We start from the raw sequence: 13,248 nt of genomic DNA, 5'->3' as shown, positions 1-13,248 counted from the left end.
GGATGCAGGAACGGCGCTGGCGGAGCATGGACACGGGCGACCTCGCGCCGGTGGTGGCCCTGGCCGACCGGTTGTTTCCCGACCATCCCGAGGACGCCGTGCATTTCGGCGAACGGCTCGCCCGGGGCACCGATTTGTGCCTGTCCTTGTGCGATCCCGAAACGGGAATCGCCGGCTACGCGATTGCCTATCCCTGGCCGCTCGGGTCGATTCCGGCTCTCAACCGGCCGCTCCCGACCCTGGACAAACCGAACAGCGTCTACCTGCATGATCTCGGCATCGCGCCCGCCGCGGCGGGGCACGGTCACGCCCGGACGGGCGCGGCGATGGTGGGCGAGCGGGCTCGCGCACGGGGATACGCCCGCCTCGCCCTGGTGGCGGTGAACCGGTCGGTGCGGTTCTGGGAGGCCCTCGGCTTCGCGGTCCGGGCGCCTGGGGACGCCTCCGCCGCCAAGCTCGCGGATTACGGCGCGGAGGCCCGCTACATGGTCAAGGACCTGTGACGCCGGCTCACCGGATGGCGGTGGCGCTCTCCAGGAATTTCACCAGGGCCTCCCGGTCTTCGGCCCGGGTGATCGTCTGCTCCGGCATGCGCGTGCCCGGCGTGTAGCTTGCGGGGCCGACCTCGAAGAGCCGGCCGATGGTCCGGGCATCCCAGACGATATCCATACCCTTCAGCGCCTCCGAGTAGCGGTAGCCCGGCGCCGTCGCGATCCGGCGCCCCATGATACCGGCGAGGGTCGGCCCGGCGCGCGGGCCGTCCTCGGGCGTCAGGGTGTGGCAAGCGACACAGGCGCGAAACACCTCCGCCCCGCGGTCGTCGTGATAGGCCGCGAGCGCGTCGGCCGGACGCGGCATCGCCAGGGGCCCGATCGGCGCGCCGGTCTCGGCGTTCCAGCGCCGGATCAGGCGATCGCCGCCGCCGGTGAGGAGTTCCCGTCCGTCCGGCCGCCAGGCGAGGGACCAGACCGGAAGTCCCGGTCCAACGAGGCGATGCAGGATCGTGCCCCGGCTCCGGTCGATCACCGCGACGGCACCGCCGGCCGTGGCGGCGGCGATTCGGCTCCCGTCGGGGGAGGGCGCCAGGGCGATCACCGGGTTCGGGCCGACATCGACGGCCGCGCGCGTGCGCCCATCCGGCCGCAGCAGGCGCACGACGGCGTCCCCGCCCGCAACCGCGATCTCCCCGTCCGGCGTCACCGCGAGGGCGTTCAGGATGCTCGGCAGAGTGAGCACGATCGGCACGCCCCGCGGGTCGTCGGCCCGGGGCCAGATCCGCAGCGTGGTGTCGTAGCCGGCCGACACCGTTCGTCCATCGGCCAGGAAACCGACCGCGTTGACGTTGCCCTGATGGCCTGCGAGCACGCGCGCCGGGCCGCCGGTCAGGGGGCGGATGCGGACCGTGCCGTCCCACGAGGCCGAGGCCAGTTGGCTGCCGTCGGGTGAGAGCGCGAGCGCCGCGACCGGTCCGGCATGCTCGGAAAAGACACGCTCCGGCTCGGGCTGCCCGGCGCGCCACACAGCGATGCGGCCATCCTCCGACGCCGTGACGAAGCTACCATCGGGGAGGGCGGCGACCGCGTTCACCGCCCCATCGTGGAAGCGTAGCACGGTGAGGGCCGTGCCGGTGTCGATCGCCCACAGGATGGCGGCCTGATCGAAGCCGCCGGAGATCGCGAGGCCGCCACCCGGCGCCACCGCGAGCGCGCGGACGGGGCCGCCATGCCCGCGCATCTGCGCCTCGGCGGGGAAGCCGACCGCCAGGGTTGTCGCCAAGCAGAAGGCGAGTGTCCGAAAAGTCGAAGCGGTTCCCGCCGTGGCTTTGCCGACAGGCTCCAAAACTTGGCCGATACGCCGCAAGGCATTCCTCTCGTCACAGACCGGATGTGCGGTGCAGGCAGCAAGCCTAGACGATCCGCCCGCAGGATGTCGCGGCGCCCGGGCGGGACCCGGTGACGCGGCAGGCCTGCGAGGTGCTTGATCATCGCCCGGCGATAGCGCATCGCTCGGGACATGATCGCTCACGCCCGCAGCGCCATCGAGACGGAGGTCGATCCGGCCGCATCGGATCACGGGTCGCCCCCGCACCGGGCCGCCTCCGCGGCCCTGATGCCGCTTGACGAGGCCGTGCAGCAGCTGACGGCGAACCTAGTCCCGATCCCGCCCGAGGCGGTCCCGCTCGGCGAGTCCCTTGGCGGCATCAGCGCGGCCGACCTCGAAGCGCCGCGAGCTTATCCCGCCCAACCGACCGCGCTCCGCGACGGATGGGCTGTGCGCGCCGAGGCGATCGTCGGCGCCTCTCCGTACGCGCCGATTCTCGCTCCCCACCCCCTGATCTGGGTCGAGGCCGGCGCCGGGATGCCAGAGGGCCTCGACACGATCCTGTCGCCCGAAGCGATTGAGGGCGACGTCGTGGTGGCGGATGCCCCGGCCGGTGCAGGTGTCCGCCGGGCGGGTGAGGAGATCGCATCGGGTGCGCGTCTCCTTTCCGTCGGAGACCGGATCACGGCCCTGAACCGGCTCGCGCTGCAGGCGGCCGGATTCGCGAGCGTAGCCCTGCGCCGGCCCCGCCTGAGCCTGATCGTTGTCCGGTCTGCCGAAGCCGACTCCCTGTCGCCGCTGCTCGCAACCCTGGCCGACCGGGCGGGTGCCAGCATCGACGCCGTAATCGCAGCCGACACGCCGGAGGCCATCGCCGATGCGCTGCGTCAGCAGACCGGCGATGCCATCCTGGTTCTCGGCGGCACCGGCTTCGGCCGCCAGGATCACAGCGCGGCCGGCCTGTCCCGCGCGGGGAAGGTCCAGGCCCACGGCATCGCCCTGAAGCCTGGGGAGACGGCCGGATTCGGCACGGTCGGCGACCGGCCGGTCCTGCTTCTGCCCGGGCGGCCCGACGCGGCACTCGCCGCCTTCCTGGCGCTTGCCCGGCCGCTGATCGAAGCTCTGTCCGGGGCATCGCCGGACACGCCGGCTGTCCTTCCGACCCTCCGCAAGATCGCTTCGACCATCGGTCTCAGCGAGGTCGTCTATGCCCGACGCAGGCCCGACGGCTTCCTGCCGCTGGGCAGCAGCGACCTGCCGCTCCACAGCCTGATCCAGGCCGATGCGGCAATTCTTGTCGGACCCGAATCCGAAGGCGTTCCGGCCGGCCAATCCCTCACGGGGCTCGCCCTATGATGCGGGCGGCGTCCAACGAGGCGTTTCTCGACAGGCTGGCCAGGGCCGCACGTCAGGAACAATTCCTCACCGTGGTCAGCCGCGAAGAGGCCTTGGAGCGATTCCGGGCTGCCGTACCGCATGCCCCGCTCGGGTCCGAGACCGTCGCGCTGGGGGAGGCCGTCGGGCGCGTCCTGGCCGCCGACATCGCCTCGCCCATCGACGTGCCCCCCTTCGATCGCGCCTTGGTCGACGGCTTCGCCGTGCGGGCCTCCGACACCGAAGGGGCCGGCGAAGCCCATCCGCGCCGCCTGTCCCTCAATCGCGAGATCCTGGCTTGCGGCGTGGCGCCGGCCCTGGCGGTGGCGCCCGGCACGGCCACGCCGATCGCCACCGGCGGCGTTGTTCCCCGCGGCGCCGACGCCGTCGTCATGGTGGAGCAGACCGAGTTCCAGCCCGACAGCCTCGCGATCGACCTCGCCTTTGCGGCGCGGCCCGGCCAGTTCATCGGCTATGCCGGGGCCGACATGGCCTCGGGCGAGACCGTCCTGCGCCGAGGTCTGACGGTGACGGCACGCGAGATCGGGATGCTGGCCGCCTGCGGCCTGGCATCGATCGACGTGGTTCGGCGGCCGCGCGTGGCGGTGCTCTCCACCGGCGACGAATTGGTTCCCCCCGGCCAGCCCCTGCCGCCGGGCGCGATCTACGATTCCAACGGGCCGATCGTCGTCGCGACAATCATCGAGAACGGCGGAGTGGTGCGCCCGCTCGGAATCGTCCGCGACGACGAGGTCGCTCTGGAAGCGGCGCTGCGCACCGCCATGGCGGACTGCGACGTCGTGGTCCTGTCGGGTGGCACCTCCAAGGGCGCCGGCGACGTCTCGCACCGCATCCTCCAGCGTCTCGGCGAACCCGGCATCCTCGTCCATGGGGTGGCGCTGAAGCCCGGCAAGCCGCTCTGCCTCGCGGTGGCGGAGGGCACCCCGATCGTGGTGCTTCCGGGCTTCCCGACTTCGGCGATGTTCACCTTCCACGACTTCGTGGTGCCGCTGGTGCGTGCCATGGCGGGGCTGCCCCCGCGCGAAGAGGCCAGCGTGGCGGCAATCCTGCCCCAGCGCGTCGCCTCCGAGCGCGGACGCACCGAATTCGTCATGACCGCGTTGTCCGAAACCGAGGCCGGCCTGCGCGCCCTGCCGCTGCCGAAGGGGTCCGGCTCGGTGACAGCCTTCTCCCAGGCGGACGGATTCTTCGCCATTCCCGCCGCCCGCTCCGGCCTGGAAGCCGGCGAGGCCGTCACAATCACGCGTCTCGGCGCCGGCATCCGCCCGCCCGACCTCACCATCATCGGCAGCCATTGCGTCGGCCTCGACCGGGTCGTCGGCCGGCTCGCCGCGGGCGGCTATCGGGCTCGTACCCTGTGGGTCGGCTCCGCCGGTGGTCTCGCCGCCCTCGGCCGGGGCGAATGCGACCTCGCGGCGATGCACCTCCTCGACCCCGAGTCCGGCACCTACAACCGGCCCTTCCTGGGGCCGGGCATGATCCTGGCCGAGGGCTGGGGGCGCCTGCAGGGCGTGGTCTTCCGGCCCGGTCATCCCCTGTTCGCGGACCGCTCGGCCGCCGAGGCCGTGGCGGCGGCGCTGGCCGAGCCCGAGATGGTCATGGTCAACCGCAACACGGGGTCCGGGACGCGGGCCCTGGTCGAGGGACTTCTGGCGGGCGCCCGGCCACCGGGCTTCTGGAACCAGCCGCGCTCACACAACGCCGTCGCGGCGGCGGTGGCGCAGGGACGAGCCGATTGGGGCGTCGCCATCACGACGGTCGCCCGGGCCTACGGCCTCGGTTTCCTGCCGCTGGCCGACGAGCGCTATGATTTTGCCTACCGGGCCGAGCACGCCGCCCGGCCGGCCTTGGCCGCCTTCCTGGCCTGTCTCCGCGAGCCTGAGACGCGGGCCCTCCTCAGCGAGGCCGGGTTCTCGCCCGCGGAACCCGCGTGACGCCCGCCCGGGTCATCGGTCTCGCCGGGTGGAGCGGCGCGGGCAAGACCACGCTGCTGTCCCGCCTGATCCCGGTTGTGGTCGCGCGTGGGATCAAGGTCGCCACCATCAAGCACGCGCATCACGCCTTCGACGTGGACCGGCCTGGCAAGGATTCCTACGTTCACCGCGAGGCCGGAGCCTCGGAGGTCATCGTGTCCTCGGCGCGGCGCTGGGTCCAGATGCATGAGATCGGGGAAGCGGCAGAAGCGCGGCTCTCCGACTTGCTGCGCCGGCTCTCACCCTGCAATTTCGTCATCGTTGAAGGTTTCAAGCGCGAGGCCCACGCCAAGCTCGAGGTCCACCGCGTGGCCAACGGCCAGCCGCCGATGCACCCGCACGATCCCCGCATCCTCGCCGTGGCGAGCGATCGGGCATTTCCCGAGGCGTCCATCCCGGTGGTCGACCTCGACGCGATCGATCGGATCGCCGATCTGGTCCTGGCCTTGGCCGAACCGATGCCGGCGGCGCTGGCGCGCCTGGAGGAGTCATGGCCCAGCTGACCGACGACTGCTTCGCCTTCGGTGGCGCGCTGATGCGCATCGAGGACGCCGTGGCGCTGATCGGCGAGCGCCTCCCGGTGCTGGCCGGTACCGAATGGCTGCCCCTGGGGCAGGCGGATGGGCGAGTCGCGGCCGAGGACGTCACCGCCCTGCACGATGTGCCGCCCTTTCCGAACTCGGCCGTGGACGGCTATGCGGTGCGGCATGCCGACCTGAGCCCCGAAGGCGCGACGCGGCTTCCGGTGCGGGGGCGGCTTCCGGCCGGGGCCTCGCCCGAGGCCGTCGCGCCCGAAGGCGGCGCGATCCGGATCTTCACCGGCGCGCCGATGCCGCCCGGGGCCGACACGGTGTTCATGCAGGAGGACGTCCAGCGCGAGGGCGATGCCGTGATCCTGCCCGCCGGCCTGAAGCGCGGAGCCAATGCCCGCGCGGCGGGCGAGGATATCGCCCAGGGGACCTGCGCGGTTCCGGCCGGACGGCGCCTGCGTCCGCAGGACCTGGCCCTGGCGGCAGCCTCCGGTCACGACAGGATCGCCGTGCGGACGCGCCTGCGCGTGGCCCTGTTTTCAACCGGCGACGAACTCACCGAGCCGGGACGGCCGCTGCCGCCCGGAGCGATCCACGATTCCAATCGGGTGATGCTCGCGACCCTGCTCACCCGCCTCGGCGCGGAGGTGGCGGATCTCGGCATCCTGCGCGACGAACCCGCGGTGCTGGCCTCCCGGCTCCGCCAGGCAGCGCGGGATCATCACCTGATCCTGACCTCCGGCGGCGTCTCCACGGGGGAGGAGGACCATGTCAAGGCAGCGGTCGAGGCCGTCGGTTCGCTGATGTTCTGGCGCCTCGCCATCAAGCCCGGCCGGCCGGTGGCGATGGGCGTCGTGGACGGTACCCCGTTCGTCGGGCTGCCGGGCAATCCCGGCGCGGTCTACGTGACCCTGCTCTTCGTGGTGCGCCCGCTCCTCGCCCGGCTGGGGGGCGCCGTCGATCCGCCGCCGATCGGCCAGCCCGTCCGGGCGGCCTTCAGCTATAAGAAGAAGGCCGGTCGGCGGGAATTCGTGCGCGTCAGCGTGGCGCTGGCGCCCGACGCCGTGCTGGAGGCGGCCAAGTACCCACGCGATGGGGCGGGCGTCCTCTCCTCCCTGACCGAAAGCGACGGGCTGGTCGAACTGGCCGACGCGGTCACCGCCGTCGCGCCGGGCGACATTCTGACCTTCTATCCACACGCCACGCTCTGGTAGCCGAGGGTGGTCCCAGCCGCCCGTGCCGCTTCCGCGTGCAGGCTGGACAGCGCCGCGGCGTCGCCGGTGATGCGGGCCGCGAGGTAGTAGGTCTCCCAGCCAACCGACCGGAACGCGAGGCCGAAGCGCGCGGCGATCGCCGGCGTGCCCATGCCGCCATCGGCCGCGCCCGTGGCGATCAGCGCAGCCACCGCCTGATGGGTGAACTCTTCCGTCTCCGCACCGAGGATCGCGCCGGGTTCCAACCCGGACTCGGCGCAGAGCCGCTCGAACCAGATCCGGGTCCCCGCGCCGCGCTGGCGGTTGACGAAGCGCAGGCGCAGTCGGGCGATGTCGCTCACGGACGCGACCGCGTGCGGATTGCCGGGCGGAAGCATCAGGCCCTGCTCGCGCCGGAACAGCGGCCAGACAGTCAATTCTGAATCCCGGAACAGCGCGTCGAACGGCGCCGGTGCCGGCCCCTCGGAGCCGTAATGGAAGCCGACCGCATCCGCCGTTCCGGACCGCAGATGCGCCAGGGCGTCGAGGCTTCCGGCGACCGCGAGCGTGACGTCGGACCGTTCCGCGATGATCCCGAGCAGCAGCGGATCGTGGCTCGCGGCCAGCCGGAGCGTGACGGGCTTTGGCGTCTCGATCGCTTGAAGTGCCTGCTCCAGCCGCTGTGACTCGGCGTCAAGCACAGGCTCGAGCCGCGCATAGGTTGCCGACAGGGCGGCGTGCAGGGCGCGGCCATAGGGTGTCAGCGTAGTGCCGTGCCCTTTGGTCTTGACCGCGATAGGTTTGCCCAGAGCCGCCTCGATGGCGGCCACCCGGCTCCAGGCCGAGCGGTAGGAAATCCCGAGCGTTCGCGCCGCGCTCAGCAGCGACGCCGATCCCGCCAGAGCGTCCAGGAGCGCGAAGGTCGATCGGAGCGCAAGGTTACGCCACGTCCCATCGGCCTCCAGATCGATCCGCATCGGCAAGGTCTTTCCTATTGATCTTTCGGTCCTCTCCGTATCATCCCCGAACCTTCCCTGCAGCCCGGTCCCGATGTTTCAGACTCTTCAGGAGACGATCTCGCGTCTGACGACCCTCGATCGCGACGTCTTCGCGATCGCCTGGCTGTCCCTGCGCGTCAGTCTCACGGCGGTGGCCATTGGGCTCTGCGTCGGCATTCCCCTCGGGGCGGTCCTGGCAGTGTCCAGCTTTCCAGGTCGGTCGATCCTAGTCGGGCTCCTGAACGCCTTCATGGGTTTGCCGCCGGTGATCGTCGGCCTGGTGCTCTACCTCGTCCTGTCGCGTTCGGGGCCTCTGGGAAGTTTCGGGCTGCTGTTCACCCCGGGCGCCATGGTGGCGGCGCAGGCCGTTCTGGCGACGCCCCTGGTCGCGGCGCTCACCCGGCAGGTCGTGGCCGATGCCGAAGCGCATCTCGGCGACCAGCTCCGCTCCCTCGGGCTGTCGGCACCGCGCCGCGCCCTCGCGCTCATCCACGACACCCGCTTCTCCCTCGTGACGACGGCGCTGGCCGCCTTCGGGCGGGCGATCTCGGAGATCGGCGCGGTTCTGGTGGTGGGCGGCAACATCGACGGGCACACCCGGACGATGACCACGGCGATTTCGCTGGAGACCCAGAAGGGCGATCTCAGCCTCGCGCTCGCCCTCGGGCTGGTGCTGATCGCCCTCGTCGTCCTGGTCAACGCCGTGGCGGCGATCCTGCGCGGCTACGCGCTCCGGGCCTATGGTTGAGCCGATGCCCGCCCTTGACCTCGACGGCCTCGTGCTGACCCGCAACGGCACCCGCATCCTGGACGGCCTCGATGCCCGCATTCCGGCTGCCGGCATCACCGCGCTGATCGGCCCGAACGGCGCCGGCAAGAGCGCTACCCTGCGGGTCATCGACGGCCTGCTGCGTCCCGATGCCGGGTCGGTGTTGATCGTAAGCCAGGGGCCGGTCCGCCGCGCGCACCTGTTCCAGCGGCCGGCCCTGCTGCGGGCGAGCGCGCGGGCCAACGTCGCTCTGGCGTTGGTCCCCCTCGGCCTGTCCCGGACCGAGCGTGCGGCCCGCGCCCACGCCGCCCTGGTCCGGGTCGGGCTCGGCCACCGGGCCGACGCGCCGGCGACGCGCCTGTCCGGCGGCGAGCAGCAGCGGCTGGCCCTCGCCCGTGCCTGGGCGGTCACGCCCGACCTGCTGCTCGCCGACGAGCCCACCGCCAATCTCGACCCCGGGGCCACGGAGCTGGTGGAAGGGCTGATCGCCGACATGGCGCGGCAGGGCGCCAAAGTGGTGCTCGTGTCCCACAACCTCGGGCAGGTCATGCGGCTCGCCGCCGACGTCGTGGTGCTCGCGCGCGGCCGTGCCGTCGAGCAAGGCCCGACCCGCGCACTCCTCACATCACCCCAGGCCCCCGAAACGCGGGCCTACATCACCGGAGAACTCCCTTGGACATCCTTCGCCGCGGCCTCGTAACCTTCGGCCTCCTGTTCGCCCTCGGCGCCGCCTCCGGCGTTCGGGCCGAGCCGGCCTCGATCGTCGTCGCCTCCACCACCTCCACCGAGCAGTCCGGCCTGTTCAAGCACCTGCTGCCGCTGTTCGAGGCCAAGTCCGGCATCGCCGTGAAGGTGGTCGCCCTCGGCACCGGCCAGGCCCTCGACGCGGCCCGGCGCGGCGATGCCGATGTGGTGCTGGTCCACGACCGGCCTGCCGAGGAAAAGTTTCTGGCGGAGGGGTTCGCCACCCGGCGCTGGGACGTGATGTACAACGATTTCGTCCTGATCGGGCCGAAGTCCGATCCGGCGGGCGTGCGCGGCGGCGATGTCGTGGCGGCCTTCGGCAAGCTCGCGACCGCGAAGGCGCCCTTCGTCTCGCGGGGCGACCGTTCCGGCACCCACAGCGCCGAGCTGCGGACCTGGAAGGATGCGGGAATCGATCTCCCGGCGGTCAAGGGCGACTGGTACCGCGACATCGGCCAGGGCATGGGTCCGGCCCTGAACACCGCCTCGGCCCTCAATGCCTACCTTCTGGCCGATCGCGGAACCTGGCTCTCGTTCAAGAACCGGGGCGACCTCACCATCCTGGTCGAGGGCGACAAGCACCTGTTCAACCCCTACGGCGTCATGCTGGTCAATTCGGCCAAGCACCCGGGCGTCAAGGCGAAGGAGGGTCAGGCCTTCATCGACTGGCTCGTCTCGCAGGACGGACAGGCGGCCATCGCCAGCTACAAGATCGACGGCAAGCCGCTGTTCTTCCCGAATGCCGGGCCGTAGCACGCGGCGGTGACGCCGCGCGCGACGGACCCGGTCAGCGGATGTTGCCGGATTGGCGGCGCCGGGCGACGTACCAGATGCCGAGGGCGATGACCGCGATCACCAGGCTCAGCCAGATCCAGTTGAAATCCGTGGCCGCCGCATTGGCGGCCGTGGAGTTCGAGCCGGCGGGCCCGTTTTCCGGGATCGGCGGCGCCGGGTTGGTCTGCTGGGCGAGTGCGCCACCGAGAGTGGCCGTCCACAGGGCCACGGTCGTCGTCAGGGTGCGGATCTGGGTCATCGCGGTCTCCTCGCGTCCTGCTACTTCTCGGCCGTGCGGCCGGCGCCGTACTGGTACGCCGGCGCAGCGGTGAGTTCGGCCTTGGTCATGCGGACCTCCGCCTCGATCGGGACGCCGCCGGCCAGGACGGTGGCCCGACCCGCGGTCGGCTTCTTGGTCTCGTCGATGGTCCCGGTGGCGGGGTTGACCTGATCGGTGTGCTTGTTCTGGACCGATCCGAGCACTTCGCGAGTGGTGTCGGCCCCCGGCATGGTCTCGGGCTGGACCTTGGCCGCAGCCGCGGCGCTCGGGGCCGTCTCGGGGGTCGTCACCGAGGTCGGCCCGGAGGTGAGCGGCACATCCTTCATGTTCCAGCCAACCTTATCGAAAGGCACCGCCACGAGCTTCTCGCCGATGCCGAGGAAGCCCCCGACCCCGATGATGACTGCTTCGACCCGACCCCCGTCGCCGATGAGGACGTCGTCGATCGAGCCGACGCGGACGTGATCCATCCCGACCACCGGAAGCCCGATGATCTTGGAGCCGCGCAGGCCGCCCGGCCGAGGCTGCGCGGCCCCCGCGCCCTCCGCGGCCGGCTGTGCATGCGCGCCGCTCCCGGACAGTGCCGGGATCGCCAGCAGGGACAGGGCGAGGAGCAGGGCGCTCCGGCGTTGGGTAGGCATCGCAGACTCCACGAAAGCAGGTGGCCTCGCAGGAACGCGGACGACCGATTGACAACGCGGCGGCGCGGACGGGAGTTCAGGGACCGCGAGCCGCACCGCGTCCGGGAATTGACTCTCCGCGCCGGTCAGGGCTGATCTGTCCCGGCCTCCCATGCTGTTCACGCACCTTTCCGACGACCTGTTCAAGCCGCTTGCCTCGCCGAGCCGGGCCTTCAACGCGGCCCTGCTGCTGCACCTGCACGCCCGCGTCTTCGGCGACACCGCCGAGCCCCTGCGCAAGAGCGAACTCCTGGGCGCGATCGGCGACTTCGCGGCGGATTTCGTCGACCGGGAGATCGACGACGAGGCCGTGACGCCGGTCGAGCCGAATGAACGCCGCTCCGTGGTCTACCGGCGGCTCCTCGATGCCGGATGGCTGGTCGAGCGGCGCGAGCGCTACGTTCCGGTGGTCGAATTCGACCCCGAGGCCCGGATGGTGATCGACGAACTCGCGCGCCTCGACCGGGGCGAGCGGCGCTCCTACGGCGGCGCCGTGCTCGACGTTCTGGGGAGCTTGGAAAGCGCCATTGCCAACCCGGCCGAGCGTTCCGAGGCCCTGGTCAACGCGGCGAAATCGGCTCGCACGTTCCTCAGCCACCTGCGCAACCTCGCCGGGTCGATGCGCAAGAGCGAGGAACGCATCCTGCGCGAGGCGGACCAGGGCACCGCCCTGCGGCTCTACTTCGAGGAGTTCGTGGCACGCCACCTCGTCAGCGATTACCGGACGCTGTACACCCGTTTCAATCCGTTCCGCTTCCGGTCCGGAATCGTGCGCGAGGCGGGCCGCGCCCTGCGCGATCCACTGACCCTGCGGGCGCTGACGGATGCGGGCCTGCGCGAGGGGCGGGCACCCGACCGGGACAGCGCCGAGCGGGCGGTCCGCAGCGACCTCGCCGAAATCCTGGCGATCTTCGAAGGGCTCGACCGGCATCTCGATGCCGTCGGCGATATCGTGGCCCGGCTCGAACGCCGCATCGCCGCGACCCTCCGCTACCTCGATCATCGCGATTCCGACCGCATCGAGCGGACCGCCGCCGCCCTGCGGGCGGTCGCCGGGAGCGACGACGTCCTCACCGGACTGCCTGACCCGCAGGTCTCGCTCTTTCGTCCGCCGATCGGGGAGCCGCATTGCTACGCCCCACGCCTGCGCCGGGCACCCATCGAATCCGAGCCCCTGCCGGAGATCGAGATCGACCCCGTCGTCGAAGCCTTCATCGCCGCCAAAGACGCCTTTCGCGAGCGCGTCGCAGTCACCCCGGAACGGGTGGTGGCGTTCATCGAGGGACGGCTCGGCCCCGAACGCGCCATTCGGGGCTCGCAGATCCGGATCGCGGACGTGGACGATTTCGTGGTGTTCCAGCGCCTGCGCGAGATCGACGTCCTGTTCGACGGCACGCTGCGGGGCCGCTACCGGTTGTCCCGCGTCGAGGGCCGCGTCTCGAATGGCTGGCTCGACTGCCCGGATTTCCTGCTCGAACGCGCGCCGGCGTTGCGACGGTGATCAGATCAGGTCCGGCCCCGGGTCGGACCTCTGCTGAATTCGATCAATCTTCGCGGTCTTCGAAAACGTGTCGATTGTTCATCGCGTTACATTCCGGCTCGTTAGCACTGGATGTTTAATCCCGGCCCTTGGCAAAATTCTGGGTCGGGTTCATGCTCCCGTCGATTTCGTGCCCAAGACGCGAAACCAAGACGCGAAGCGCAGAAGATGAAAGATTGCGGGAGCGATCGCCCATGACCACCGCCAAATGCCTGATCAAATCCGCCTGGATCGCCGCCGAAGTCGGGCGCGAGCGTTGCGAACGGGTTCTCGTGGTCGAGACCTACATCGCGGTCAGCCCGCTGGAGCCGAACTACGATCCGGCCCGTTACGAGGCTATCGTGGCCGAGGTGCAGCGGGTGCTGGCGGCCAACCCGTCCCTCGACCGCGCGTCCATCCTCAGCATGCATCGCGACACGGCCTGCCTCTCGCTCTTCCGGGCGACGCCGGCCGTCGCCGCCTGACGGGCTCGCCAGCCCCGACCCGCGTACCCATGGCGGACGGGCCGGGGAGACGGTAGAGACTGCGTCCGGCGTGGGGCGCCTTTCCGC

General features: G+C 71.2%; 14 protein-coding genes. 10 read left to right on the top strand and 4 right to left on the bottom strand.

What is annotated here, in order from left to right; all coding sequences use genetic code 11:
- Window positions 1-26 precede the first annotated feature (26 nt).
- On the top strand, window positions 27-503 hold the full coding sequence (locus tag J7U37_RS08305; RefSeq protein WP_247635406.1) for a GNAT family N-acetyltransferase: 477 nt from the start codon (window positions 27-29) through the stop codon (window positions 501-503).
- 7 nt (window positions 504-510) lie between these two features.
- On the opposite strand, the gene J7U37_RS08300 is transcribed toward J7U37_RS08305, so the two are convergent.
- Entirely contained in the window at window positions 511-1,734 is a 1,224-nt protein-coding gene (locus tag J7U37_RS08300) for a c-type cytochrome (protein ID WP_082503664.1), read from the bottom strand.
- A 279-nt stretch (window positions 1,735-2,013) separates the two neighbouring features.
- Between J7U37_RS08300 and J7U37_RS08295 the strand changes: the two genes are divergently transcribed.
- Genes J7U37_RS08295 through glp form a run of 4 tightly spaced genes read left to right on the top strand, consistent with a single transcriptional unit; the run spans window position 2,014 to window position 6,933 of the window.
- Window positions 2,014-3,177 carry a molybdopterin-binding protein gene (locus J7U37_RS08295; protein ID WP_244476777.1) on the top strand — a complete coding sequence of 388 codons (1,164 nt, stop codon included), beginning with the start codon at window positions 2,014-2,016 and terminating at the stop codon, window positions 3,175-3,177.
- The gene (locus J7U37_RS08290; protein ID WP_056480196.1) at window positions 3,177-5,150 is read left to right on the top strand and encodes a molybdopterin biosynthesis protein; all 1,974 of its coding nucleotides are present in this window, start codon (window positions 3,177-3,179) and stop codon (window positions 5,148-5,150) included. The genes J7U37_RS08295 and J7U37_RS08290 overlap by 1 nt, the downstream gene beginning before the upstream one ends.
- Window positions 5,147-5,692 carry a molybdopterin-guanine dinucleotide biosynthesis protein B gene (mobB, locus tag J7U37_RS08285; RefSeq protein ID WP_056479552.1) on the top strand — a complete coding sequence of 182 codons (546 nt, stop codon included), beginning with the start codon at window positions 5,147-5,149 and terminating at the stop codon, window positions 5,690-5,692. The genes J7U37_RS08290 and mobB overlap by 4 nt, the downstream gene beginning before the upstream one ends.
- The gene (gene glp, locus J7U37_RS08280) at window positions 5,680-6,933 is read left to right on the top strand and encodes a gephyrin-like molybdotransferase Glp (protein WP_056479557.1); all 1,254 of its coding nucleotides are present in this window, start codon (window positions 5,680-5,682) and stop codon (window positions 6,931-6,933) included. Before mobB ends, glp begins: the two co-directional genes overlap by 13 nt.
- On the opposite strand, the gene J7U37_RS08275 is transcribed toward glp, so the two are convergent.
- Entirely contained in the window at window positions 6,909-7,889 is a 981-nt protein-coding gene (locus J7U37_RS08275) for a substrate-binding domain-containing protein (protein ID WP_247635405.1), read from the bottom strand. The two genes, glp and J7U37_RS08275, sit on opposite strands and share 25 nt — an antisense overlap.
- A gap of 73 nt (window positions 7,890-7,962) precedes the next feature.
- Here J7U37_RS08275 and J7U37_RS08270 point away from each other — a divergent pair, with 73 nt between their 5' ends.
- The 3 genes from J7U37_RS08270 to J7U37_RS08260 are packed head-to-tail and all read left to right on the top strand — an operon-like array spanning window position 7,963 to window position 10,176.
- Window positions 7,963-8,658, top strand: a complete 696-nt coding sequence (locus J7U37_RS08270) for an ABC transporter permease (protein ID WP_247635404.1) — start codon at window positions 7,963-7,965, stop codon at window positions 8,656-8,658.
- Between the two features lie 4 nt (window positions 8,659-8,662).
- Window positions 8,663-9,379, top strand: a complete 717-nt coding sequence (locus J7U37_RS08265) for an ATP-binding cassette domain-containing protein (protein WP_247635403.1) — start codon at window positions 8,663-8,665, stop codon at window positions 9,377-9,379.
- A complete protein-coding gene (locus J7U37_RS08260) occupies window positions 9,352-10,176 on the top strand; it encodes a substrate-binding domain-containing protein (RefSeq protein WP_247635402.1) in 825 nt (274 codons plus the stop codon). The genes J7U37_RS08265 and J7U37_RS08260 overlap by 28 nt, the downstream gene beginning before the upstream one ends.
- A gap of 34 nt (window positions 10,177-10,210) precedes the next feature.
- On the opposite strand, the gene J7U37_RS08255 is transcribed toward J7U37_RS08260, so the two are convergent.
- Complete coding sequence (locus J7U37_RS08255; RefSeq protein WP_056479573.1) at window positions 10,211-10,456, bottom strand: hypothetical protein; 246 nt, start codon at window positions 10,454-10,456, stop codon at window positions 10,211-10,213.
- A gap of 20 nt (window positions 10,457-10,476) precedes the next feature.
- Window positions 10,477-11,118, bottom strand: coding sequence for a PRC-barrel domain-containing protein (locus J7U37_RS08250; protein ID WP_247635401.1), 642 nt, complete (start codon window positions 11,116-11,118; stop codon window positions 10,477-10,479).
- Between the two features lie 151 nt (window positions 11,119-11,269).
- Between J7U37_RS08250 and J7U37_RS08245 the strand changes: the two genes are divergently transcribed.
- Window positions 11,270-12,658 carry a Wadjet anti-phage system protein JetA family protein gene (locus tag J7U37_RS08245; protein ID WP_247635400.1) on the top strand — a complete coding sequence of 463 codons (1,389 nt, stop codon included), beginning with the start codon at window positions 11,270-11,272 and terminating at the stop codon, window positions 12,656-12,658.
- 233 nt (window positions 12,659-12,891) lie between these two features.
- Window positions 12,892-13,161, top strand: a complete 270-nt coding sequence (locus J7U37_RS08240; RefSeq protein WP_056186340.1) for a hypothetical protein — start codon at window positions 12,892-12,894, stop codon at window positions 13,159-13,161.
- Window positions 13,162-13,248 lie beyond the last annotated feature (87 nt).

This window comes from Methylobacterium sp. 37f (assembly GCF_023093475.1).
Classification (GTDB): domain Bacteria; phylum Pseudomonadota; class Alphaproteobacteria; order Rhizobiales; family Beijerinckiaceae; genus Methylobacterium.
The sequence above is the reverse complement of the archived record's forward strand: the minus strand, read 5'-3'. Positions and strand labels throughout refer to the sequence as shown.